The sequence below is a fragment of the Parafrankia sp. BMG5.11 genome (assembly GCF_004337455.1).
Genome location: NZ_SJXI01000036.1, coordinates 262797 through 287264 on the forward strand (window position 1 = coordinate 262797; position 24468 = coordinate 287264).

The 24468-nt window shown below is 73.4% G+C and carries 21 protein-coding genes and 1 other RNA gene; 15 read left to right on the plus strand and 7 right to left on the minus strand.

The window, feature by feature from the left end:
* Positions 1 to 16 precede the first annotated feature (16 nt).
* Positions 17 to 2293, minus strand: a complete 2277-nt coding sequence (locus E0504_RS24955) for a hypothetical protein (protein WP_131625951.1) — start codon at positions 2291 to 2293, stop codon at positions 17 to 19.
* A 235-nt stretch (positions 2294 to 2528) separates the two neighbouring features.
* Positions 2529 to 2750 carry a hypothetical protein gene (locus E0504_RS24960; protein WP_020462551.1) on the minus strand — a complete coding sequence of 74 codons (222 nt, stop codon included), beginning with the start codon at positions 2748 to 2750 and terminating at the stop codon, positions 2529 to 2531.
* A gap of 174 nt (positions 2751 to 2924) precedes the next feature.
* Between E0504_RS24960 and E0504_RS24965 the strand changes: the two genes are divergently transcribed.
* From E0504_RS24965 to E0504_RS24975, 3 genes are all read left to right on the plus strand, one after another.
* Complete coding sequence (locus E0504_RS24965; RefSeq protein ID WP_131625952.1) at positions 2925 to 3881, plus strand: Nif3-like dinuclear metal center hexameric protein; 957 nt, start codon at positions 2925 to 2927, stop codon at positions 3879 to 3881.
* An 11-nt stretch (positions 3882 to 3892) separates the two neighbouring features.
* Positions 3893 to 4636: a zinc ribbon domain-containing protein gene (locus E0504_RS24970; protein WP_112107803.1), complete on the plus strand. Its 744-nt coding sequence runs from the start codon at positions 3893 to 3895 to the stop codon at positions 4634 to 4636.
* Between the two features lie 170 nt (positions 4637 to 4806).
* Complete coding sequence (locus E0504_RS24975) at positions 4807 to 5943, plus strand: bifunctional RNase H/acid phosphatase (protein ID WP_112107804.1); 1137 nt, start codon at positions 4807 to 4809, stop codon at positions 5941 to 5943.
* A gap of 103 nt (positions 5944 to 6046) precedes the next feature.
* On the opposite strand, the gene E0504_RS24980 is transcribed toward E0504_RS24975, so the two are convergent.
* Positions 6047 to 7039 (minus strand): hypothetical protein, encoded by a 993-nt coding sequence (locus tag E0504_RS24980; RefSeq protein ID WP_131625953.1) that lies wholly within the window; start codon positions 7037 to 7039, stop codon positions 6047 to 6049.
* Positions 7036 to 7662: an RNA polymerase sigma factor gene (locus E0504_RS24985; RefSeq protein WP_200835390.1), complete on the minus strand. Its 627-nt coding sequence runs from the start codon at positions 7660 to 7662 to the stop codon at positions 7036 to 7038. The genes E0504_RS24980 and E0504_RS24985 overlap by 4 nt, the downstream gene beginning before the upstream one ends.
* A 427-nt stretch (positions 7663 to 8089) precedes the next feature.
* Between E0504_RS24985 and E0504_RS24990 the strand changes: the two genes are divergently transcribed.
* Positions 8090 to 9097 carry a hypothetical protein gene (locus E0504_RS24990; RefSeq protein ID WP_235014342.1) on the plus strand — a complete coding sequence of 336 codons (1008 nt, stop codon included), beginning with the start codon at positions 8090 to 8092 and terminating at the stop codon, positions 9095 to 9097.
* A 165-nt stretch (positions 9098 to 9262) separates the two neighbouring features.
* Positions 9263 to 10474, plus strand: coding sequence for an ABC transporter substrate-binding protein (locus E0504_RS24995; protein WP_243657607.1), 1212 nt, complete (start codon positions 9263 to 9265; stop codon positions 10472 to 10474).
* Positions 10475 to 10705: 231 nt separating this feature from the next.
* Here E0504_RS24995 and rnpB read toward each other — a convergent pair.
* Positions 10706 to 11121, minus strand: an RNA gene (gene rnpB / locus E0504_RS25000) — RNase P RNA component class A.
* A gap of 119 nt (positions 11122 to 11240) precedes the next feature.
* Here rnpB and E0504_RS25005 point away from each other — a divergent pair.
* Positions 11241 to 11744, plus strand: a complete 504-nt coding sequence (locus tag E0504_RS25005; protein WP_071063760.1) for a lipopolysaccharide assembly protein LapA domain-containing protein — start codon at positions 11241 to 11243, stop codon at positions 11742 to 11744.
* A gap of 453 nt (positions 11745 to 12197) precedes the next feature.
* On the opposite strand, the gene E0504_RS25010 is transcribed toward E0504_RS25005, so the two are convergent.
* Together E0504_RS25010 and E0504_RS25015 are read right to left on the minus strand one after the other, a co-directional pair.
* On the minus strand, positions 12198 to 12845 hold the full coding sequence (locus E0504_RS25010) for an MBL fold metallo-hydrolase (RefSeq protein WP_112107809.1): 648 nt from the start codon (positions 12843 to 12845) through the stop codon (positions 12198 to 12200).
* A 126-nt stretch (positions 12846 to 12971) separates the two neighbouring features.
* Positions 12972 to 14072 carry an S-(hydroxymethyl)mycothiol dehydrogenase gene (locus E0504_RS25015; protein WP_112107810.1) on the minus strand — a complete coding sequence of 367 codons (1101 nt, stop codon included), beginning with the start codon at positions 14070 to 14072 and terminating at the stop codon, positions 12972 to 12974.
* A gap of 549 nt (positions 14073 to 14621) precedes the next feature.
* On the opposite strand from E0504_RS25015, the gene E0504_RS25020 reads away from it, so the two are divergent.
* From E0504_RS25020 to der, 9 genes are all read left to right on the plus strand, one after another.
* Positions 14622 to 15611 (plus strand): ParA family protein, encoded by a 990-nt coding sequence (locus tag E0504_RS25020; protein ID WP_112107811.1) that lies wholly within the window; start codon positions 14622 to 14624, stop codon positions 15609 to 15611.
* 113 nt (positions 15612 to 15724) lie between these two features.
* Entirely contained in the window at positions 15725 to 16414 is a 690-nt protein-coding gene (locus tag E0504_RS25025; RefSeq protein WP_112107812.1) for a M50 family metallopeptidase, read from the plus strand.
* Between the two features lie 67 nt (positions 16415 to 16481).
* Entirely contained in the window at positions 16482 to 17585 is a 1104-nt protein-coding gene (locus tag E0504_RS25030) for a ScpA family protein (RefSeq protein WP_131625954.1), read from the plus strand.
* Positions 17582 to 18298 (plus strand): SMC-Scp complex subunit ScpB, encoded by a 717-nt coding sequence (scpB, locus tag E0504_RS25035; protein WP_020462537.1) that lies wholly within the window; start codon positions 17582 to 17584, stop codon positions 18296 to 18298. Before E0504_RS25030 ends, scpB begins: the two co-directional genes overlap by 4 nt.
* Positions 18295 to 19074, plus strand: coding sequence for a pseudouridine synthase (locus E0504_RS25040; RefSeq protein WP_071063746.1), 780 nt, complete (start codon positions 18295 to 18297; stop codon positions 19072 to 19074). The genes scpB and E0504_RS25040 overlap by 4 nt, the downstream gene beginning before the upstream one ends.
* Positions 19071 to 20261, plus strand: a complete 1191-nt coding sequence (locus E0504_RS25045; RefSeq protein WP_112107815.1) for a prephenate dehydrogenase — start codon at positions 19071 to 19073, stop codon at positions 20259 to 20261. Before E0504_RS25040 ends, E0504_RS25045 begins: the two co-directional genes overlap by 4 nt.
* A gap of 213 nt (positions 20262 to 20474) precedes the next feature.
* Positions 20475 to 21305, plus strand: a complete 831-nt coding sequence (cmk, locus tag E0504_RS25050) for a (d)CMP kinase (RefSeq protein WP_071063742.1) — start codon at positions 20475 to 20477, stop codon at positions 21303 to 21305.
* The gene (locus E0504_RS25055; protein ID WP_112107816.1) at positions 21302 to 22231 is read left to right on the plus strand and encodes a 1-acyl-sn-glycerol-3-phosphate acyltransferase; all 930 of its coding nucleotides are present in this window, start codon (positions 21302 to 21304) and stop codon (positions 22229 to 22231) included. Before cmk ends, E0504_RS25055 begins: the two co-directional genes overlap by 4 nt.
* Positions 22232 to 22343: 112 nt before the next feature.
* A complete protein-coding gene (gene der, locus E0504_RS25060; RefSeq protein ID WP_071063738.1) occupies positions 22344 to 23732 on the plus strand; it encodes a ribosome biogenesis GTPase Der in 1389 nt (462 codons plus the stop codon).
* Positions 23733 to 24468 lie beyond the last annotated feature (736 nt).

A 24468-nucleotide genomic window follows, 5' to 3' on the forward strand; every position in this document is an offset into this window, starting at 1 on the left:
CCGCCCCGCCGGTGGGTCAGAAGACGCGGCGCGGCGCCGACCACACGGCCGCGGCGCCCGAGCGGTACAGCAGGTACAGCCGGTTCGCGACCCGGGCCAGCACCTCGAGGTTCCCGTCGTAGTTGCTCTGGATCATCGAGACGGCGTCCACATGCCCGAGTTCCGCCGCGAACGGGCGGGGGCCGCTCCACACCGGGTCGGCGCGGTTGTTGTCGCGGAAGAAGTGGATCAGCCCGGTTCCGGCGGACGGCACCACGACCTCGAAGTTGCGCGCCCCCGGGAACACGCTCTGAATCAGCGCGGGGTTGCCGGACACCCCCTCGGCGAAGATCCCGCCGGTGCGCCAGACGGCTGCCTGGTCGCGCGTCAGGTGCACCAGTCGGGTGCCGACCAGGGCGACGGCCTCCAGCATCCCGGCCCCGCCGCCCAGCGTCCCGTGGATCAGGCTGACCGCGTCGACCCGTCCCAGGTTGGCCGCGAACAGCTTCGGCGCGCTCCACGGGTAGCCGTAGACGTCGTGGTTGCGCCACATGTGCATGATGCCGACATCGGCGGCCGGGGCCAGCAGCTCGAAGTTGCCCCTGCCGCCCAGCCGGCTCTGCACCAGCGACGGGACGCCGCCGACGCCCTGGGCGAGCTGGACGGGCGCGCGCCACTGGAACGCCCCGGTGCTGTCCCGCCACAGGAAGAACAGCCGCGAGCCCACGCGGACGGCCACCTCCAGCGGGCCCGGGTTCGCCAGGGTGCTCTGCACCATCGTCACCGCGTCGACGCGGCCGAGGGCCTGCGCGGTCTGCCATGGGTCCCGCCACGGTGCGCCGGCGGCGTCGTTGTCCCGCCAGACGTGGGTGAGGCCGGCGTAGGCCGACGGCGCGACGACGTCGAAGTTGCCCCGCACGCCCAGGCCCTTCGCCTGGAGGAGCACCGGGTTGCCGCTCACGCCGTGGCCCCAGCCGAGGTGCGCGGGCGTGTACCGGCACAGGGCGAACGTGTTGGCGCGCATCAGGCAGTCGACCGGCGCCGGCGCGCAGGAGTCGCAGTTGCCGTTGGGCACCCCGTACCGACCCCAGCTCCCGCCGCAGTCGCAGCCGGCGCCGCCGTACTCGTCCGGCGCCCCGAAGATGTGGCCGGTCTCGTGCGCGAACACGCGGTCGATGTTGTCCGGGCCCCAGCCGTCGGCGTCGGCGGCGAGCACCATCCGCGGGCCGCCGATCGACGCGTAGGCGAAGTGTCCGAGCGGGTACTTCGTGACGAACGCGCAGTAGGCCCACCGGGTGCGCAGCCGGGCGCGCAGCGCCTCGACGTAGTCGTAGACACCGTCGAAGTTCGCCGCGTAGCCGAGCCGGCTCATCGTGGGGTCGCGCCAGAGGGCCTCGAGGTCGTTCGCGGACGGGTTGGCGGGGGTGGGCAGCCGGACGATCTGGATGTCGTAGCTGAACGTCAGCTCGGCCGCCGGGTTCTGCGTCGCGTACCAGGACAGGCCGTTCTGCACCTCGGCCACGATCTTCGTGCGTTCCGCGGCGGAGAGCTGCAGGGCCGGCGTCGGCCCCTCGACGAGGATGAGCCCGACCGCGACGGAGCCCTCCAGGTAACTGCTGAGCGCTCCGGCGGACGGCGCTCCGGCCGTGCCCGTCCCGGCCGCGCCCGAGGGCGACCCGGTCGCCTCCGGTCCCGAGGCGTCCGATCCGAGCCCGTTGAGCAGCGAGCGCACGGTGGGTGCGAGCGGGGTGGCGCCTGGGCCCGCCGAGCCGCGCGGCGGGGCGATGTCGGTGCACGGCCGGTTCATGTCCCAGGGCGCGGCGTCGCGCGGCCGCGAGCGCTTGCGCCGGCGGTAGTCGTCCCCCGCGCGCAGGCGGAACGCCTCGACCCCGAGCGCCTCGGTTCGGTCCAGCCCGCCGGGCAGGCTCAGCGTCGACACGACGGTCCCGTCCACCGGGGTGGTGCCGGCGGAGACCCCGCGAGCGGTGGCCACGGCCGCGGTCGCCAGCGGCCGGCCCACCACCCGGACGCGGCCGTAGCGGTGGATGGCGCGCTCGCGGTGGCGGGGGTCCTCGGTCACGTCCTGGGCACCGGGGTCACCCGGGCCGCTCGGGCCGGAGATCTCGGACGGGCCGGCGTCACCGGTTCCGCCGGAGCCACCGACGTCGCCGGCGGAACCATCCGGGAGCTCACCCTCGGCGCCACCGGCGGCGTTTCGCGACAGACCGATCAGGCCGCGCCGCGCGTCGGCCTCGGGGCCGGGGTCATCCAGCGTGATGAGGATCCGCTCGTCGGCCGGCACGTCCCCCGCCATAGCTAATCGGGTGTCCTTTCGTAGAGAATGCTCTGCGGAGTTGTATCGCGTTGCGTCGACGTTGTTGTCGGATTCCTGGTGATGGCAGTGACTACCCGCGGCGCGAGCACGCGCGCTCGCGCCGTTGTCAGCTCTGTGTGCCGCCGAAGGCAACCGGATGTGTGCCGCCGGGGGCCGTCGGGTGTCCCGCCGAGGACGCCCGCGTGCCGCCGAGGGCGTCTGGGCGCGGGGCGCTCTACTGGGGCAGTCGCTGCCCGGGGTTGAACGCCGGCGGCGCCGGCGCCGCCGGGGGGCCCTGCTGCCAGGATGTGCCGACGGCGAGCCGCTCCGGCGCCGCCATGGCGTCGGCGACCTTGCCCATCAGCGCCTCCACCAGCCGTACGGCCTGCGGGGTCGCCAGGTTCAGGACGATCTCCGAATCCCCGGCGATCTGGAACCGTACCGACACGTCAGCCATTACTCGAGCTCCTTCTCCACGGCGTGGTAACCCCGTGCGGACGTCCTACGCCAGGGGTGACGTTACGGGTCATGCCGGGATGAAGTGACGGCACCCGGTCCGGAACCAGCGCGATGGTCACCGGTCGACCCGGCCGGCTGACCGTCTGCTGACCATCCGAGTAGGGTCGCGGGGATGACCTCCGTTGGTGCGACGGTCCGTGACTGCGTCTCCGTTCTCGAAGCATGCTTCCCGCCGGCCTGGGCGGAGTCGTGGGACGCGGTGGGCCTCTCGGTCGGTGACCTGGACGCCCCCGTGACCGACGTCCTGTTCGCGGTCGATCCGACGCCCGCCGTCGCCGCCGAGGCGGCGAGTGGCTCCCAGCTGCTGGTCACGCACCATCCCCTGTTCCTGCGCGGCGCGCACACGGTCGCCGAGACGACCGCCGGCGGGCGCGTGGTGGCGACCCTGGTCCGGGCCGGTGTCGCGCTGTTCACCGCGCACACCAACGCCGACGTGGCCGACCCGGGCGTCAGCGACGCGCTCGCCGCCGCGCTCGGCCTGCGCGAGGTCCACCCGCTGGCAACGGGATCGACCGGCGCGGGGGCCCGCGCCGACGCGCGGGCCCGCGGGCGGACCGACGCCGGCACCGAGTGCCGCGGCCTGGGCCGGGTCGGCGTCCTGCCGGCCCCCGAACCGCTCGGCGCCTTCTGCGAGCGGGTGGCGCGGGCCCTGCCGGCGACCGCCGGCGGCGTGCGGGCGACCGGTCCGGCGGACCGGCGGGTCCACCGGGTGGCCGTGTGCGGGGGAGCGGGCGGCGAGCTCGTCGGCGCCGCCGCGGCGGCCGGGGCGGACGTCCTGGTGACCGCGGACGGCCGGCACCATCACACCCTCGACGCGGTCGGCGCCCACCCGCTCGACGTCGTCGACGTGGCGCACTGGGCCAGCGAGTGGCCCTGGCTCGCCGGCGCCGCCGACCGGCTGCGCGCCGGCCTCGCGGCCCGGGGACGTACGGTGAGTACCTCGGTGTCCACACTCGTCACCGATCCCTGGCAGCTGCATGTGAGCGCCGCGCCCACGTGGCGCGAGCCCGCCACCGGCCTGCCAGTCCCATCCCATGCGCCCGGCGCACGCCGGGAAGAAAGGCTCTAGGCGAGGAGTCCATGAAGGCCGATCCCGCAACCCAGCTTCGCCTCCTCGACCTCCAGGCGCTGGACACCGCGCTCGACCGGCTCGCCGTGCGCCGCCGCGGCCTGCCTGAGCTCGCCACCATCGCCGAGCGTTCCGAGGCCCTCGACCGGCTCGACTCGGACATCGTCCGGGTACGGACGGAAATCGCCGACATCGGCCGTGCCCAGCAGAAGCTCGAGAACGAGATCGAGCTCGTCCGCGGTCGCGCCGACCGCGACCGCGCCCGGCTCGAGTCCGGTCAGGTCGCCAACCCGCGCGAGCTGGAGAACCTGCAGGCCGAGCTCGCCTCGCTGGCCCGCCGGCAGGGCGTCCTCGAGGACGAGGCCCTCGAGCGCATGGAGGCCGTCGACGCGCTGGAGAGCCGGCTGGCCGGCCTGGTCGCCGAGCAGGAGCGGGTCGCCGCCGAGCGCCGGGCCGCCGAGGAGCGACGTGACGAGCAGTTCGGCGAGATCGACACCGAGGCGGCGAAGCGCCGCGCCGAGCGCGACGCCCTCGCGCCGGCCCTGCCCGAGCCGCTGGTCGTCCTGTACGAGCGGGTTCGCAGCTCCTCCGCCGGGGTGGGCGCCGCCGTGCTGGTCCGCCGCCGTTGCCAGGGATGCCACCTGGAGCTCTCCGGCGGGGACCTGCGCGCCGTGGCCGCCGCCCCGGCCGACGAGGTCGTGCGGTGCGAGGAGTGTCGACGCATCCTGGTCAGGACGGCCGAGTCCGGGCTGTGACCACCCGCTGACGTCACGCGTCCGGCCGCCCGCTGTCCACATCGCCGAGCGGCCGGTAAAGTCTTCTATCCCCCCCGAGGGGTGACTCCCCTCCGAGGGGTGGACGAGCCCCTCGCGGGAGCCGGCCGAGCAGACTCGCGGGAGCCGGACGAGCAGAGGGGAGTGGCGGCATGAGCGCTGGGCGCAGACTGGTCGTCGAGGCCGACGGAGGATCCCGCGGCAATCCCGGGCCCGCCGGGTACGGCGCCCTCGTCCGGGACGCCGGCACCGGCCAGGTGCTGGCCGAGCGGGCCGCCTCGATCGGCACGGCCACCAACAACGTCGCCGAGTACGAGGGCCTGCTCGCCGGCCTGCGGGCCGCCGCGGAGCTCGACCCGGGCGCCGACATCGAGGTCCGGATGGACTCCAAGCTCGTCGTCGAGCAGATGAGCGGCCGTTGGAAGATCAAGCACCCGTCGATGCGCCCGCTGGCGGCCCAGGCCGCCGAGATCGCCGCTGGGCTCGGGCGGGTCCGGTTCGTCTGGGTGCCCCGGGCCCGCAACGGCGACGCCGACCGGCTGGCGAACGAGGCGATGGACGCCGCCGCCGCCGGCCGGTCCTGGGAACCCTCCGTCCCGCAGTCGCCGGACCCGCTGCCGCACCAGGCGCCCACCACGCACCGGCTCTCCGGCTGGATGGCCCCGCCCGCTCCGCCGATCACCATGGTCCTGCTCCGCCACGGCCAGACGCCGCTGTCGGTGGAGAAGCGGTTCAGCGGAACCGTGGAGGCCTCACTCACCGACCTCGGGCTGGAGCAGGCCGCCGCCGCCGCGGACCGGCTGCGCGGCGAGCCGTTCGACGCCGTGATCAGCTCGCCGCTCAAGCGCGCCCGCCAGACCGCGGACGCGCTGGGCCGCGACTACCTGATCGACGAGGACCTGCGGGAGACCGACTTCGGCGCGTGGGAGGGGATGACGTTCGCCGAGGTCCGCGAGCGCTTCCCGGACGAGCTGAACGCCTGGCTCGCCGATCCCTCAGTGCCGCCGCCGGGCGGGGAGAGCCTGCTGAGCACGGTCGCCCGTGTCGCGGCGGCCCGCGACCGGATCATGGCCCGGTATCCCGCCGGGCGCGTCCTCGTGGTCTCGCACGTGACCCCGATCAAGGGGCTCACCCAGCTCGCGCTCGCCGCCGAGCCGACCGTGCTCTACCGGCTGCACCTGGACCTGGTGTCGATCACCACCATCGACTGGTACTCCGACGGACCCGCGGTGCTGCGGGGCTTCAACGACACCCACCACGTCGCCCATCTGGTCATTCCCGGCGAGTAGGGCCGCCGGGCGGTTCCGGTTCGTAGGCGCGTCGGGTCATCTTGGCGAGTCGACCCGCCAGGGTGGTCCCGGTACGCAGCCCGGCTGGCCGCGGCGCGGGTGCTCAGTGCTCGGTGCCGCCGGGTGCGCCACCCGGGGCACCGCTGGGAGCGACCCCGGTGCCGAGCCCGGGCTGCGCCCCCGCCCCGCCGGCGCGGACCGGGGTGCACGGCGCGACCTGGCCTTCGACGACGGCCGAGGAGATCGTGCCCGGGCGGCTCGGGTCCGCCTCGTCGTAGCTGCCGACGATCACCAGTGACTGGCCGGGCTTGAGCGCACCCCGGGTGACCTCGAACGCGGTCGACTCCTCCGGCCCGGCGTCGACGGTCAGGACGGCGGGCTCTTCTCCGGCTTCGGCCGGAGCCCCCGCCTGGGTCTGCCCGCTCGGGTCCTGTCCGTTCCGGTCCCGCGCGCCGGATCCGTTCGGGTCGCCGCCGACCGCTCCCCGCTCGGCGGCGCCGGTCCCGGCCGGATCGGCGCCCTCGGCCACCGTGCCGGGCGCGGAATCCGGGGGTTGGCCGCCGTTCGAGACGCCACCCTCCGCCGGCGGCGTGACGTCACTGCCCGCCGGGGGTGCACCGCCGCCACGCAGCTGCTGGCAGGTCTGGCCGATCGGGACGAAGTCGACGACCGCGTTGATCCCGGCCGCCCGCAGGTCGGCCTCCAGCTGCTTGGCCTGGCGGAACTCGTTGATCTGGACCTTCACCGTCCCGTCCGGCTCCTCGCTCAGCGCGTAGGCGGGGGATGCCGATCCCGGCAGCACCAGCGCGGCGGTCAGCGACACGGCGGCCGCGGCCGCCCCGACCACACCGAGACGCAGCACCCGGCGCCGGCGTCGCGGCGGCGTTCCCGGGCCGTCGACCCGCTCCAGGAGGTCCCGGCGCGACGGACGCGCGCCGTCCGCTCCCATTACCGCGTTCGATTCAGCGTGCGTGGGCGCGTTCGCGGTCCCGGCCGCAGCGGCGAACAGCCGCGTGCGGACCCGGGCCCGGCCTTCCGCCGAAAGCGGCGGCACGTCTGCGCCGAGCCGCGTCAGCAGGTCGAGGTCGTCGGTCATGATGGCTCACTCTCCAGAAAAGGACGGAAGTCGGAGCGGGTCGGGGCCGACCTGGCGGCCAGCGGATCGGCGGCCAGCGTGGCGCGCAGCCGGTTGCGGGCCCGGTGGATGCGCGACCGGACGGTGCCGACGGGCACGGCGAGGGCGGTCGCGATCTCCTCGTACCGCAGGTCTCCCCAGGCCAGGAGCAGCAGCGCGTCCCGCTCGCCGTCGGGGAGCTCGGCGAGCGCGCGGACCAGGGACTGGACGGTGGCGTTCGCGTCGACGCGGTCCGCGACCCGGTCCGCCGCCGCGGGCTCTGGCCGGTCGGGCAGTGCCCGCTCCAACACCCGCCAGCGCCGGGCCTCGGCCCGCCGGTGGCCCTGCAAGATCCTGGTCGCGATGCCCAGCAGCCAGGGCAGCGCGCCGTCCGGCCCGCGCGCCGGGTCGAACCGGGAACGCTGCTCGAAGGCGGCGACGAAGGTGTCGGAGACCAGGTCCTCGGCGAGGTCCGGCCCGGCCCGCCGGGCCAGGTACCGGTGCACCCGGTCACCGTGGCGCTCGAAGAGGTCGGCGAAGACCTCGGGCTCACGCAGGACCGCACGAGCAGGTCGGCGTCGGTCGGGATCACCGTCATGCCTCACCAGCTCGGTCGTCGCTGATGCCGGAATTCGCCGCCGGGTTTCCGGGTGGGTGTCTGTTCACATTACGTATTGGTCCGCCGCGCCGATCCGGTTCCCGCGAACGTCCACGACCGGGACCGAACGGCCTGCCGGGACCGAACGTTCCGGGCCGGGACCAGCAGAGACGGAGCGGTCGGACACGTGTGCGTACGGCCGCGAGGCCGATCTGTGTCCTTGCGTGGTACCTGAGGGTGACGGAATGCCTCCGGGCTCGCAGGATTCGGGACATGCGCCAAGCACGGGGGCCTTGGACCGTCACACCTCGGACAGCACCACCTCGGATGACACCGTCCCGGATCACGCCACTTCGGACACATCAGACGCCCGCCACCGTGCCACTCGGTGGATCCGGCGGAGCCGGTGGAGGAAACAGCGGAGGACGCAATCGATGGACGCCACCTCGCGGCGTCGACTCATCGCGGTCGGCGTCCTGTTCCCGCTGGACCTCCTCGTCCCGCGAGGCGGCGGCATGAGCCCGTCCAGCGATGTGCTCGACCACCTCGACGACAGGGTCGCCCAGCTCACCGCGGGTTACGAGCGGGCCCCGATCGGGGCGACCGCCGTCCACCTGCGCCGTCACCTCCCCGTCGTCCGCTCGCTGCTGCAGCGTGACGTCGTTCCGCAGGCGACGCGGCTGCGGCTGCACCGGGCCGCCGGCCGGCTCGTCGCCCTCTGGGCAGCCACCCGGCACGACCTCGGCGACCTGCCCGGTGCCGTCCTCGCCTTCGAGGAGGCATTCGTGCACGCGGCCGAGGCCCGCGACGAGGAGCTGATGTGCTGGGTGCGGCTGTGGCAGTCGTCGCTGGCGCGCAAGGCCGGCCGGCCGGCGGACGCGGTCGCGCTCGCGGCGTCGGGAGCTGCCCTGGTCGGCCGCGGGAGCCCGGCCGCGGCCCGCGCCGCCGCCATCGAGGCTCGAGCGCACGGCACTCTCGGTGACCGGTGGGCGGTGCACGAGGCGGTCGGCCGGGCCTGGAGCATCGCGGGAACACTGAGCGCCGAACAGCTCGGCCGCCCCGGGTTCTCGATCGACACGCTGCACGTGCTGACGCTGTCGGAGCTGTCGGCGGCCGCGTACGTCGAGCTCGGTATGCCGGGCGCGGCGAGCGTCTACACCGACGCGGCGATCCACCACCTGGACGCCGTAGGCGCCACCGGGCTCCGCTCGATGACCCGGATCGCCGCGGCCACCGCAGCGGCCAAGCGGCGGGACCTCGACCACGCCGTCGAGCTGGTCGACGAGGCGCTGTACATCTCCCGCCACCGCCCGAGCATCGTCATCGGCGGGCGCGCCGAGCGGTTCGTCGGCGAGGCCCGCGGCTACCTCGGATGGCACTCCCTCCTCGACGACCTCGACGAACGTCTCCGGACCTGGCGGCCGCCCCGCCTTACTACCTGACCCTGCGTTCTGTACTCACAGCCTTCCTTTGCGTGTTCCGGCTATGCCTCCTTGCCGGTTGAATTGGATCGATAATTTAGACGGAGTACAATTTCTGAGGAATGGACGGCGTGGCTCGCCGCGCCGTAGAACGTCATCCCCAGTTTGTCTTCCGTGGAGGAAAGCGTGGGTTTAGGTCGCGTCAGGACGCTGTCGGGGCTCACGGCTGTGGTCGTTGCCACCGGGTTGACGAGCTGCTCCCCGGGTTCGAGCGCCGGGAGCCCACGAGCCGCCTGCACCAGCCCCGGGGTGACGTCCGACCAGGTGAAGCTCGGTCTGGTGTACTCCGAGTCGGGCATGGGAAGCACCGCGATCGCCTCGGCCCGGTCCGGAGTGGACGCCAGAATCGGCCTGGTCAATGCTGAGGGCGGGATACACGGCCGCAAGGTTGTCTACGAGTGGCGTGACGATACGAACACGCTCGCCCAGAGCGCCACCGTCACCGAGGAACTTCTCCGGGACGAAGGGGTCTTCGGTCTCGTGACGGTCACCACCGCTCTCGGTAGCTCATTGGAAAGCCTCGCGGCGCAAAAGGTTCCCGTCGTCGGCTTCGGTCTGCAGTCCTGGGCCGAATACCCGAACCTGTTCTCCGACATGTACGAGGCTTCCCCTGAGACCGTCGGCCGCTACGTCCGGGCCAACGGCGGCAGCAGGGTCGGCATCCTGACCACGGGAACTCCGGCGTCCACGGTGGATGCCGTCACGTGGTACAGGACCGCGTTCCAGTCGATCGGGCTGACCTCGACCGATGCCATCTCCTACGCCCGCGGCAGCGACAGCCCTGCCAGGGTGGTTCGGGAGCTGGCCACTGCCGGCGCCGACGCGCTGATCGGTTTCACGACCCCTGAGGACATGGCCGACGTCGTGCAGGCCGCCCGCGCGGCGAACCTGCGACTCGCCACCACCGTCTCGTTCACCGGCTACGACAGCGCGGTGCTACCCGTGCTGGGACAGGAGCTCGCGGGTGTCTCCTTCCCGGTGTACTCCCGTCCTTTCGAGGTCGGCGGCGCCGCCATCGACCGCCACCGCGCGGCGATGACCCGCTACGCACCCGAAACCGTCGAGCCCGACCAGCAGTTCGCCCTGCATGCGTACGTCTACAGCGACATGTTCCTGCGTGGGCTCGACCTGGCCGGCGACTGCCCCACCCGCGAGGGCTTCATCGGCGCGCTGCGGAAGGTCACCGGCTACGACGCGGGCGGCCTGATCGAACCCGTCAACCTGACCACCAACAGCACGCAGCCGCTCAACTGCTATGCCTTCGTCCAGATCAATCCCACCGGGACCGCGTTCCAGGTCACCCGCCCCCGCCTCTGCGCCGACGGCACCGCCGGCTGACCGCCTGGGGTCCGCGTCGGCCGGCCTGAGGACAGGGGCGTCACGATCGCTGGCGCCAGGGGTGGCGTCGGCCCGAACCGCAGGCCGCGGGAGCCAGCCCGACGTCTGCCACCGGCCACGCCGGCGCCGCGGGAGCAGATCCGCTCCTGCGCCGTGGGTCGGGTGACGACCCGCCAGACGATCGGCGCCAGGACCGCGCGCAGTGCGACCAGGTCGCAAGCTGTGATGGGGCGGACGAGTCGGCCTGTACGCCGGGTTCTGTTCCGGGTCGCCTCGCGGCTTGCCGGTGACGGTCATCTATCTAGGACCGCCGTTGCCGACGGCCTCCAGCGGCCTACCCGCAGGCTCGGGCGAGCAGCCCTCAGACGCCTGCGCAGCCCGCGACCGTGACCGGCCGGGGCCTCTTGGCCTTGCTCCGGGTGGGGTTTACCTAGCCGCCCGGGTCACCCCGGGCGCTGGTGCGCTCTTACCGCACCGTTTCACCCTTACCGGCGCCATGGCGGCACCGGCGGTCTGTTCTCTGTGGCACTGTCCCGCGGGTCACCCCGGGTGGGCGTTACCCACCACCCCGCCCTGTGGAGCCCGGACGTTCCTCGGCGGCACCCGGGCTCGCGCCCCGGTACCGACGCGACCGTCCGGCCAACTCGTCCGCGCTGCTCAGCATATGGCACTGGCCGTCCTAGACTTCGGGCACGGGGTGAGGCGGCGGGGGGGAGCGACTCCCGACCGCGCGGCCCGACAGGTACCGATGGGTAGGGGGCGGGCGATGACGGCACCACAGCAGCCAGGTGGCGGGGGTGAGCAGCCGCGTCCGGTGGCCTCCGGGCCGGCCGCGGGCGTTCCGGTCGGAGGCCCGCCGACCTCCGTCCCGGGCTCGTACCCGCCGGCCGGCGCGGTCCCGCCGGCGCCGCCTGCGTCCGGTGCCGTTCCGCCGGCGGTGCCCGGAGCGGTTCCCGGCGCGCCAGGCACCGGTACCGGGCCCACCGGTCGCGGGGCCGGCCGGGCCGCCCGCCGGGGCGTCGCCTACTCGACCTACGCGATCACCGTGCTGGTGCTGCTGATCGCCATCGCGGTCATCGTGTTCGTGGTGAAGAACGACCAGCGGGTGAGCATCTGGCTGTTCGGGTCGACCCAGGTGATGTCGGTGGCCGCCGCGCTGGCCGCCTCCGCCGCCGCGGGGCTGTTGGTCGGGCTTCTGATCGGCGTGATCCCACAGATCAGGCTGCGCCGGCAGCTGCGCCAGCTCCGCCGGGAGGACCGAGCCGCCTGAGCCGCCCGAGCCGCCCGAGCCGGCTGACCCTTCCGCTCCGCCACCCGGCCCGCCTCACCCGACAGATCGAGCTCGACCGGGTGAACCGGGCCGGGTGCACGGATCAGCCGATCCGCTGGTTCTGCCGGTGTGTTCTGCCGGCCGGTCGCGCCGGTCATCATGATCTGTCCGGGTTTCGTGGACTTCGCCTTCGCCTCGACCGGTGGTTCGTTACCGCCGATGCCCAGGCGAATACGAAGGCGATCAGCCCGGCGAATGCGGCGCACGAACGCTGATCTGATCCCGGCTCTGATCGGCTCTGATCCCGCCTCGGATCTCGGCGGGAAATCCCGCGGGAACGGCCGGTCCCGCACACCGCGTACCGCACGACAGGCGCGCCGCCTTCACGTTCAAACGCGGGTTGTTTCGAACGCGCCGCCGACGGCTTCACGGTGATCGCCGCACCGGAATAGCTCAGTGGCCGCGGAGCACCCAGTCGTCGTAGTCCACGGCTTCCTCGCCGATGGTCGTGTCGTCGCCGTGGCCGGTGTGCACGACCGTCCCGGAGGGCAGGGTGAGCAGTTTCGCCCGGATGGAGCTCAGGATGGTCGGGAAGTCGGAGAACGACCGGCCGGTCGCCCCCGGGCCGCCGCGGAACAGGGTGTCCCCGCTGAACAGCACGGGGTCGCCGTTGATCTCCCCGAACAGGCTGACGCCGCCCGGGGAGTGGCCGGGGGTGTGCAGCACGCGCAGGGAACCGCCCGGGATCGGGATCACCTGGCCGTCGCGCAGCGCCTCGTCCGGCCCGCGCTCGGGGTAGACCTGCCGCCACAGCACCGCGTCGGCCGGGTGCAGCGCGATCGGGGCGCGCACCCGGTCGGCCAGCTCGGCAGCCGCGTTGATGTGGTCGTTGTGGCCGTGCGTCGCGATGATCAGGGACACCCGCCGGCCGTCCACCGCGGCCTCGATGACGGACGGGTCGTGGGCCGCGTCGACGACGACCACCGACTGCTCGTCACCGACGAGCCACACGTTGTTGTCGACGGTGAACGACTGGCCGTCGAGGGTGAAGTCACCGCGGGTGATCACCCGATCGATCCGCTGACCGCCGCTGACCGCCACAGGAAACTCCTCTCCGCGCCGGTTCGTGCACCGGCCGACCCGGGACGACCGTACCCGTCCGGCCTGCCCCTGAGGCACTTCGTCGGCCCGCTGTACCCGTCCGGATTCACCGGAACGGGAGGGCGCTCAGATCAGGACGACGCTGCGCAGCACGTCACCTCGCCGCATCCGCTCGAAGGCCCGCTCGACGTCCCCGATGCCGACCGTCTCGGTGACGAACGCGGCCAGGTCGAGCCGGCCACCGCGATGCAGGTCGATGATGATCGGGAAATCCCTGGTCGGGAGGCAGTCGCCGTACCAGGACGACGCCAGCGAGCCGCCGCGGCTGAACACCTCGATGAGCGGCAGCTCGACGGTCATCGACGGGTCGGGCACGCCGACGAGCACCAGCCGTCCGGCCAGGTCGCGGGAGAAGAAGGCCTGTCGGTAGGTCTCGGGGCGGCCGACCGCCTCGATCACGACGTCCGCCCCGTTGCCGTCGGTCAGCGCCCGCACGGCCTCCACCGGGTCCTCGTTCCGGGAGTTCACGACGTGGGTCGCGCCGAACCCGCGGGCCCACTCGAGCTTGCGGTCGTCCACGTCGACGGCGATGATCCGGCGCGCGCCGGCGACCGACGCGCCGGCGATGGCCGCGTCGCCGACCCCGCCGCAGCCGAAGACGGCGACCGTCTCGCCGCGGGTTATCCGTCCGGTGTTCACCGCGGCGCCGAAGCCGGCCATGACCCCACAGCCGATCAGGCCCGCCGCCTGCGGCGGAACGGCCGGGTCGACCTTGACGCACTGCCCGGCGGCCACGAGTGTCAGCGGCGTGAAGGCGCCGATGCCCAGCGCGGGGGAGAGCGGGGTGCCGTCCTGCAGCGTCATCGGGTTGACGGCGTTGCGGGAGTCGAAGCAGTACCAGGGCGCCCCGCGCAGGCACGACCGGCACGTCCCGCACGGCGCCCGCCAGGCCAGCACCACGTAGTCACCCGGGGCGACCGAGGTGACCCCCTCGCCGACGGACTCGACCGTCCCGGCCGCCTCGTGGCCGAGTAGGAACGGGTAGTCGTCGTTGATCGCGCCCTCGCGGTAGTGCAGGTCGGTGTGGCACACCCCGCACGCCTGCACCCGGACCCGGGCCTCCCCGGGGCCCGGCGGCGGCACGATGATCCGTGTCAGCGCCACCGGCGCGCCCTTCTCGACCGCGACGACCGCCTCCACCGTCACTGCCTGCGGGCCATCCGTCATGGCACTCCCTTTCACCATCGCCGTGTCATCACCGACTCACCTGGACGTCAGCCAACACCCGACCGTCATCTCACCGCAATGTCGTCGCGCAACCGGAGCCGGCGGGCGGGGGAGCGGCTCTGCGCCCGCGGCGTCCGGTCCGGCGGCGGCGACGTAGGCGGCGGGTACGCGGTGACGTAGGCGACGGTGTGCGGCAACGTGCGCTTCGGGTACATGGAGCGCAAGATGAAGTACCGCAGATATCGCCGCGAAACGCGCCGGGTGGGCACCGAAGTTCGAGTCACACATGAGGCGAGGAACGCGACACGCCGACTGGCGGCCCCCGAGACCGCCGATACCGGGTCCGGGTCGGTACGCTCCAACCGGTCCGTTTCTGCTCGTCACAGGAGGAGACCTCCGCCGGGAAGCAGTAACAGCCGACGCTGTAACAGCTGATGCGGTATCAGCTGATGCGGACGCACCCGAAGCTGAGACAGCCGAAGCAGGGGCACCCGAACCAGAAGTATTCACGCAGGGACTGCCCGAGCAGTCGTGAGGAGCAGGTACACCGTGGTCCGTTCCGACTCCGCCGCGGTCTCCGGTCCGCCGGGCCGCCGCTACTACGGTGAGGTGACGGTCGGCGAGCCCCGCCTGTCCGAGGACGGCCGGCTTGAGGTCGGGGGCGAGGAACCCGACGAGGGTGTCGGCAAGCCCGGTCCGACCGGGCGTCCGATGCCGGTGTTCCCCGTCCCGCCGGCACTGAGCTCACACGGCCCCGCCTGGGTCGTCGCCATGTGCAACCAGAAGGGCGGCGTGGGCAAGACCACGAGCACGATCAACCTGGGGGCCGCGCTCGCCGAGTACGGCCGGCGGGTGCTGCTCGTCGACTTCGACCCCCAGGGTGCGCTCTCGGTGGGCCTGGGCATCAACCCGATGCAGTTCGAGGTCACCGTGCACGATCTGCTGCTCGGCGGCGACGCCGACATCCAGGACACCATCGTCGAGACCCAGGTCGAGGGCCTCGACCTGTTGCCGAGCAACATCGACCTGTCGGCCGCCGAGGTGCTGCTGGTCACCGAGGTCGGCCGCGAGCACAGCCTGGCCCGCACCCTCGCCCCGGTGATGGACGTCTACGACGTCATCCTCATCGACTGCCAGCCGTCGCTGGGCCTGCTCACGGTCAACGCCCTGACGGCCGCCGACGCCGTCATGGTTCCGCTGGAGTGCGAGTACTTCGCGCTGCGCGGGGTGGCGCTGCTCCTGCAGACCATCGACAAGGTGCGCGAGCGGCTGAACTCCCGCCTGGAGCTCGCGGGCATCCTGGCGACCATGTACGACGCTCGTACGCTGCACGCTCGCGAGGTGCTCGCCCGGGTCGTCGAGCGGTTTCCCGAAGAGGTCTTCCACACGGTGATCAACCGGACGGTACGGTTCCCGGAGACCACCGTGGCCGGGGAGCCGATCACGACCTACGCGCCGACATCTGTCGGTGCGGCCGGATACCGTCGGCTGGCCCGGGAGCTGATGGCGCGCTACGCGACGCCGCCCGCGGTCGGGTGACCCGGGCCGGCCCGCCCGGCTGACCTGTCGGCCAGCCGGTGGGCCGGTAGGCAGCGGGACCCGGTCGGCGGGTCCTGGAGGTAGGACGACGGATCGGGGACGGACGACAAGCCGTGCTGTTTCACCTCGCCGAGCCCGCGGCGCTGCTCGGGATCGTGCTCGCCTTCGTCATCGGCATCGTCGTCCACGACGGTGCGCAGATCCTCGCGGCCCGGCTGGCCCGTGACCCGATCCCGAGGCGCTCCGGGCGGCTGACCGCCGGGGTGGGCACCCAGCGGATCAGCCCGTTCAGCTGGGTCGGCGTGCTCATCGGCGGTGCCGGGTGGGCGGAGCCGATCCGGATGAACGACGTCTGGCGCAAGCGCCGTTTCCACGTGGCCGCCGCCCTGCTCGCGGGCCCGCTCTCCTACGCGCTGCTCGCGCTCGCGTCGCTCGCCGGCGCACGCGCGCTCACGCAGCGCGCAGTGATCGACACCGGGGACCGCGCGGCCGAGATCGTCGGCGGCACCTTCTCGGTGGAGCTGCTGCTGTGGATGGCGATCACCTTCGGGTCGTTGTGCATCCTCAGCCTCGTCCCGGTGCCGCCGACGGACGGCGGGCGCATCCTGTTCCTGCTCGGCCCGCAGTCCGAGGGCTGGCGCAAGGCGAACCACCGGCTCGCCGAGGGCAACGTCGGGGTGGTGATCCTCCTCGCGGTGATCATCCTGCCGGTGCTGTTCCCCGGGTTCCCGTCGGTGATCGGTCAGCTGATCTGGCCGCTCACCCGCGGCCTGGGCTCCCTGATCGGGATCGATCTGCCGTAGGCGGGCCCAGGTGGGTGCGGCCGGTGTGCACGTCGGGACGATACGTCACAGGGCGTAACGTGGCCGTATGAGCTCGTCCGGGACAGACACGGCCACCGGTGTGGGCGTGCTCGGCCCGGCAGAGGACGAACCGGTGCCCAACGGGCCCACTGCTCCCACAGGGTCCACCGGACCCGCCAGGCCGATGAAGGCCGCCGGGGCCGCCGCGCCGACCGCGCGTGGCGGGCGCACCGAGCCGTTCGTCGTCGAGCTGGAGAACTTCTCCGGCCCCTTCGACCTGCTGCTCTCGCTGATCGCCAAGCATCGGCTGGACGTCACCGAGGTGGCGCTGTCGCAGGTGACCGACGAGTTCGTCGCGCACATCAGGCGGCTGGGCAAGCACTTCGACCTCGGCCAGGCCACCGAGTTCCTGGTGATCGCGGCGACGCTGCTCGACCTGAAGGCCGCCCGCCTGCTGCCCGGCGCGATCTCCGACGACGAGGCCGAGGACCTCGCCCTGCTGGAGGCCCGTGACCTGCTGTTCGCCCGGCTGCTCCAGTACCGGGCCTACAAGGAGGCCGCCGCGATCTTCACCGCGATGATGGCGCTGGAGTCGAGGTTCGTCCCGCGGGCGGTGCCGCTGGAGCCGCGCTACGCCGCCGCGCTGCCCGAGGTGCAGATCAGCATCGGGCCGTCCGAGCTCGCCGCGCTCGCCGCCCGGCTGCGTGAGCCGCCGCTGCCCCCGCAGGTGGCCACCGACCACGTCCACCTGCCCCGGGTCAGCGTCCGCGAGCACATGATCGCGGTGATCGGGATGCTGCGGGAGCTGGGTGCCGCGTCGTTCACCGCGCTGTGTGCGGGCCTGGCCGAGACGATAGAGGTCGTCGCGCGCTTCCTGGCCCTGTTGGAGCTGTTCCGGGAGGGCCGGATCGTCTTCGAGCAGGAGCGCCCGCTCGGTGAGCTCATCGTCCGCTGGGTCGCGCGCCCCGAGGACGACGACCGTCCTGTCGGTGCCTCGCTCTACTCTGGCGAGGATGAGCCGGACGAGCCCTTCGCCCCTGTGGTGAGCACCGCCCCCGCCGGGGACACCGCCGCCGGTGCCGGTGCCGGAGCGGGGGAGGGCACCGGAGCTGAGGACGATCCGCTCGACGGCCGCCGCCGGCCGAGGCGACCGAGGAGACCGACCGCGTGACCCCTGATTCCACCAACGGGCCAGTCGGCGCCGACGGCTTCGCCGGCACCGACGGGCCCACCGGCACGGGCGCGCCCGCTGGCACGAACGGGGCGGTTCCCGCGCCCCGGTCGCCGGCTCCGCCCCGGTCGCCGGGCCCGCGGGTGCCGCCGGCTCCGCCCGCGGGCGAGCGGCCATCCGACATCGCGCTCGTCGAGGCGGTGCTGACCGTCGCGGAGAACCCGGTCGGCGTGGCCGAGTTCGCCACCGCACTCGACATCCCCGCCCGGCGGGTCGAGGCGCTGCTCGCCGAGCTCGCCGCACAGTACGAGCGGGACGGGCGCGGCTTCCGGCTGCGCCACGTGGGTCGGGGCTGGCGGCTGTACACGGCCGACGAGTGCGCCCCGTGGGTCGAGCGCTTCGTGCTGGCCGGCCAGTCCGCCCGCCTCTCCCAGGCCGCGCTGGAGACGCTGGCGATCGTCGCCTACCAGCAGCCGGTCAGCCGCGGCCGGATCTCCGCGGTGCGCGGGGTCTCGGCCGACGGCGTCATCCGTACCCTCACCGCCCGCAACCTCGTCGAGGAATGCGGCCACGACCACGAGTCGGGAGCCATCCTGTACCGCACCACCGACTACTTCCTGGAACGCATGGGCCTGCGTGACCTGGACGAACTGCCCCCGCTCGCACCCCTGCTGCCGGGTGTGGACGATGTCGATGACATCGTGGCGTCATGAACGGCACCGAATCCGAGTCCCCCGGCACCCGCCGCCGGGACCCGGCGTCCGAGGGCATCCGTCTGCAGAAGGTGCTGGCCTCCGCCGGCATCGGTTCTCGCCGGCACAACGAGGAACTGATCGACTCCGGTCGCGTCCGGGTCGACGGCGAGGTGGTCCGCGAGCAGGGCCGTCGGGTCGACCCGGAGACGGCGGTGATCGAGGTCGACGGCGAGCGCGTCGTCACCCGCACCGGGCTGGTGCACCTGGCGCTGAACAAGCCGCGCGGTGTGCTGTCGGCGATGTCCGACGACCGCGGCCGGCCGACCATCGCCGACTTTCTCACCGAGTTCGGCTCCGTCGGCCTGTTCCACGTCGGCCGGCTGGACGGCGACAGCGAGGGCCTGCTGCTCGTCACCAACGACGGCGATCTCGCCCACCGGCTCACCCACCCGTCCTTCGGCGTGCCGAAGACCTACCTGGTCGAGATCAGCGGCCCGGTCCGTCGCGACGTCCCGCGCCGGCTGCGCTCGGGGGTGACCCTCGAGGACGGCCCCGTCTCGGTCGACGCCGCCCGGATCGTCGACGTCGCCGCGTCCCGGGTCATGATGGAGCTCACCCTGCACGAGGGCCGCAAGCACGTGGTCCGCCGCATGATGGAGGCCGTGGGGCACCCGGTGCACCGCCTCGTCCGGGTCTCGTTCGGCCCGGTGACGCTCGGCACGCTGCGGGCCGGCCGCGCCCGCCATCTCACCCGGCACGAGGTGGGGGCGCTCTACAAGGCGACCGGGCTGTGAGTCCCGGCGAGCCCCCCACGGCGGCCGGGCGGTTCTCGCCGCCCTACGTCCGCCCGGGGGTCGAGGCGGCCGCGGGGGGCTCGCCCGCGTGGGATCCGGCGCACCTGCCCGAGCTGCGCCGGGTGGCCGTCGTCGGGTCCGGGCTGATCGGCACGAGCATCGGGCTGGCACTGTCCGGGCGCGGCGTGGAGGTGTTCCTGCGCGACTCCGACGGCGCCCAGGTGAAGCTCGCCGAGGCGATGGGCGCCGGCCGGCCCTGGCAGGGCGAGCGGGTCGACCACGCGGTGATCGCCACGCCGCTGCCCACCGTCGCCGCCGAGCTGCGTGACCTGCAGCGCGGCGGCCTGGCGACGACGGTCAGCGACGCCGGCAGCGTGAAGACCCGCCCGCTGGTCGAGGCCGTCCAGCTCGGCTGTGATCTCGGGGCCTGGTGCCCGGCCCATCCGATCGCCGGGCGGGAGCGGCACGGGGCGGTGTCCGCCCGCGCGGACCTGTTCGCCGAGCGGGTGTGGGCGGTCTGCCCGGTGGCCCACACCGGCGCGGACGCGATCGCGGCGACCGCCGCCCTCGCCCTTGCCTGCGGCGCGACACCGGTGCGCACCACCCCCGAGCGCCACGACGCCGCGATGGCCGTCCTCTCGCACGTTCCGCAACTGGTGGCGAGCGTGCTCGCCGGGAGCCTGCTCGGCCTCGACTCGCACGACCTGCCGTTCGCCGGCCAGGGCTTCCGGGACACGACCCGCCTCGCCGACAGCGACCCCGTCCTGTGGGCGTCGATCATCGAGGGCAACCGCGGGCCCATCGCCGAGCGCGTGCGCCGGCTGGGGCGGGAGTTCACCCACCTCGCGGACGTGCTCGCAGAGGGGACCCGTGACGAGGTGGTCGAGGCGGTCACGGCGGCGATCCACGGCGGGCGGCACGGCCGGTCGCTGCTGCCCCGCAAGGCCGGCGCCCGGGCACTTCCGTGGGGCTGGGTCGGTGTGGTGCTCGACGACCGTCCCGGCCAGCTCGCGGCGCTGTTCGCCGTGATCGGCGGGTGGGACGTCAACATCGAGGACGTCGGGCCGTTCGAGCACAGCCTGGACGCCCCCGCCGGCATCGTCGAGATCGCGGTCGATCCGGACGGCGCGGACGGACTCGTCGAACGGCTGACGCGGGCCGGATGGACGGCATATCGGCGCTCGTGACGGACCAGCGAGTAGCCTGAGCCGGGTTGGCCGTCCGGCAGGTGTTCTAGGGACCACCAGCCTGGGACTTCCGGCCCGGAGACAGTCGGGGTGGGCGCGCCGCGCCGCCCCGGCCGCGACCGGGCCGTCGGCCCGGGTCCGAGACGCCGCCGGCCTGGCGTGGACGAAGGAACATGCGGGTCGCACAGACACGCGTCCGGACGGAGGAGACGGGTGAGCCCCGACGACGGGTCCGCTTCGCCGGGGGCTTCGGCCACCGGCAGCCACGACGATGCTTTCAGGACGGGGGGCCCCGGGACGACGGTGGCGCCCTCGGTACCGGGCCCGGTGACCGCCGGGGCCGCCCCCGCCGCCCCCACCGGTCTCGTGGTCGCGGTGGACGGCCCGGGCGGCTCCGGGAAGAGCACCGTCTCCCGGGAGATCGCGCGCCGGCTCGGCCTGCGCTACCTGGACACCGGGGCGATGTACCGGGCGGTCACCCAGGTCGCCCTGGAGCGCCGCATCGACATCGAGGACCCGGCCGCGGTGGCCGAGGTCGTCGAGCGCACCGTCCTCACGGTCGGCACGGATCCCGACCGCCCGTCGATCTCCGTCGACGGGGTGAACGTCGACGAGCAGATCCGTACCCGGGCGGTGACGAACGCCGTGAGCGCGGTCGCCGCCGTGCCCGCCGTGCGGGCCCGGATGGTCGCGCAGCAGCGCGAGATCATCGCCGAGGCCCTCGTCGCCGGCGGCATCGTGGTCGAGGGCCGCGACATCGGCTCGGTCGTCGCGCCGGACGCCCCGGTCAAGGTCTTCCTCACCGCGTCCACCGAGGTGCGCGCGCTGCGGCGGTCCCGGCAGCTGGGAGAGAAGGGCGTCGACGACGTGGCCCGCACCCTGGCCGAGCTCGACCGCCGTGACGCCCTCGACAGCTCGCGCACGGTCGACCCGCTGTCCATTCCCGCGGGCGCGATCGTCCTCGACTCCAGCGCGCTGTCGGTCCCCGAGGTGGTGGACGAGGTCCTGCGCCAGGGCGAGCACGTGCTCGCCACGACCTCATGACCGCCGCCGACGGCCGGCTCGACACGCCGGACGGGCCGGTGGCCGAGCCGGTAGCCGGGGCCGGCGCTCCGGTCGAGCCCGCTCCGGTCGAGCCCGCCGCGGTCGAGTCGGCTCCGGCGGCTCCGGCCGCGGGCGGAGTCGAGCCGGCGCCGAAGGCCGTCGTGCCAGCTCCGAGCGGCGTCGAGTCGGCGACGAGTGGGGCCCGGGCCGAGCGGGTCCGTCCGGCGACCTCGGTCGGGGCGCCGGCGCACCGCGGTGCCGCGTCGAAGCCGTTCAACGACATCACCCACCGCGTGCTCAAGCCGCCGGTCCGCCAGGTCCTCAACCACCTGGTGATGAACGTGGTCCACGAGGGCTGGGAGAACGTCCCGCACGGCGAGCCTCTGATCTTCGCGGGGAACCACAGCAGCTGGATGGACGGGCCGCTCGTCGTCATCGAGGCGCCGCGCACCGTGCGGTGCCTGGTGAAGTCCGAGATGTACAAGGGCATCCTGGGCAGGCTGCTGCTGTTCGTCGGCCAGATCCCGATCAACCGCGGCCGCCCGGACCGCGACGCCCTGCACACCGCGCTCGACGAGCTCTCCCGCGGCGGCGCCATCGGCGTGTTCCCCGAGGGCACCCGGGGCAGCGGTGAGATGGCCGCCGTCCAGCACGGCATCGCCTACCTGGCCGTGCACGGGCGTTGCCGTGTCCTTCCCGTGGCCTGCATCAACACCGGTGCCGCGCTGCCCCGGGGCGCCAAGTGGCCGCGTCGGTCGGTGAAGGTCCGGGTGGTGTTCGGCAAGCCGTTCGAGGTGGAGGTGCCGGCGAACCCGCGTTCGCGGCGGGCTCTGGCCGCCGTGGCGGAGGACATCCGGGTCCGGCTGGCGGATCATCTGGCGACGGTGCGTGCCGGCGAGAGCCGGGATTCGTCGGCGGCGGAGTAAGTTCTACCGGATCGCTGTTTGTTCCGAGTGCGCCGGACGGGTCCGCCGTCCGCGGAAGGACAGCTCGCAGTCAGTTCACCGAGATGTCCAGCCCAAGCGGAGTGCAGCCGTCATGAACACCGAAGATCTCGCCGCGTCCGTCGACGACGGCCCTGTGGGCGCTGCCCTCCCGCTGGCGGGAGGGCAGCCCGTCCTCGCCGTCGTCGGCCGGCCGAACGTGGGCAAGTCGACGCTGGTCAACCGCATCCTGGGCCGCCGCGCGGCCGTCGTCGAGGACGTCCCCGGCGTCACCCGTGACCGGGTCGCCTACGACGCGGTGTGGAACGGCCGCCGGTTCACCCTCGTCGACACCGGCGGCTGGGAGCCCGACGCCCGCGGCCTCGCCGCCCGGGTCTCCGACCAGGCCCGCGCCGCGCTCGACACCGCCGACGGCGTGCTGTTCGTGATCGACGCCACCGTCGGCGCGACCGACGCCGACGAGGCCGTCGCCCGGGTGCTGCACCGGTCGGGCCGGCCGGTGATCCTCGCCGCGAACAAGGTCGACGACGCCCGCACGGAGGCCGACGCCGCCGCGCTGTGGAGCCTCGGGCTGGGCGAGCCGTACCCGGTGTCCGCGCTGCACGGCCGGGGCAGCGGCGACCTGCTGGACGCCGTCCTCGCGGTGCTGCCCGAGGCACCCCGCGAGCGGTTCACCGAGGAGGACGGCCCCCGGCGCGTGGCGCTGATCGGGCGGCCGAACGTCGGCAAGTCCAGCCTGCTCAACAAACTGGCCGGCAGCGAGCGCTCGCTGGTGCACGACGTCGCGGGTACGACCCGCGACCCGGTGGACGAGCTCGTCACCGTCGGCGGCGAGACCTGGATGTTCATCGACACCGCCGGCCTGCGGCGGCGGGTGAAGGAGGCCTCCGGCGCCGAGTACTACTCGTCGCTGCGCACCGCCTCCGCGCTGGAGGCCGCCGAGGTCGCGATCGTCCTGCTCGCCGCGGACGAGCCGGTCACCGAGCAGGACCAGCGGATCATCAGCATGGTCACCGACGCCGGCCGGGCCCTCGTCCTCGCCTTCAACAAGTGGGACACGCTCGACACCGAGCGCCGTCTCGACCTGGAGCAGGAGATCGTCCGCGAGCTGGGCCGGGTGGCCTGGGCGCCGCGGGTGAACATCTCGGCCCGCACCGGCCGCGCCACCGACCGGCTCGCCCCGGCGCTGCGGACGTCCCTCGACTCGTGGGGAACGCGCATCCCGACCGGCCGCCTCAACGCCTGGATCGGCGAGGTCGTGGCGGCCACGCCGCCGCCGTCGCGGGGCGGGAAGCTGCCGCGGGTGCTGTTCGCGACCCAGGCCGGGGTGCGCCCGCCGCGCTTCGTCGTGTTCACCACCGGATTCCTCGAGCCGGCCTACCGGCGTTTCCTGGAGCGCAAACTGCGCGAGGACTTCGGCTTCGCCGGCACGCCCATCGAGATCTCGATCCGGGTCCGCGAGCGTCCCGACCGCCACCGCTAGCCCCGGGGCTGAGCCGTGCTGTCGTACCCGCGCTCCTTCTCGGTGGTGACGGAGCGGTGTGCCGGTACAGCAGAGCGCGGCCGCTCGGCTTGGTGCCGTTGTAGCTCGGCATGGCGGAACTGGTAGGCGGTGCCAGCCTGCCGCGGTTTGAGGAAGTCCCTTCGCGAGGTCAGCCATGAAGCCGGCCATGAGCCCGGCCGCCGCACCGGCTCCGAGCCCGGCTTGGGTGGGTGACCAGCGCAGTCTTTGAGCAGGCCGATCCGGTCCCTTCACGAATCCGCCCGGGATCCCGAACGTGAGACCGATCTGGCGGGGATCCTGCGGGGTGAGCACCGGATCCCGATGAGCTTCGGACGCAGTGCTGTTCATCGTCTTCCTGCCTGAGCTGGCGTCCCTGGCCATCGAGACACGGCTGCGGAATGAGCTCGCTCCCGACAGAGAGCATCACCCCGGACATGCGTCCAGTCATGCAGGAGGAGGTGTCGGGCGCCTGATCGCAAACAACGGGAGTCGGGTGGACATACCTCGCGCTGACGACAGCGTGACGTTCCTGCATCCGGTGCCGTCGGTTCGTCGTGGCCCGGAAGCGGGGAGCCGCTGGGCGGCGCGGCACCTGACGGATCAGGTCCCGAGGTCCCAACGGGGACGAGGCGGAGCCCTTCAACCGGGATCGGCCAGGTGGTCCCGACAGCACGAAAAAGCCCGCTGACCAGGCTTCTGCCTGTCCAGCGGGCGG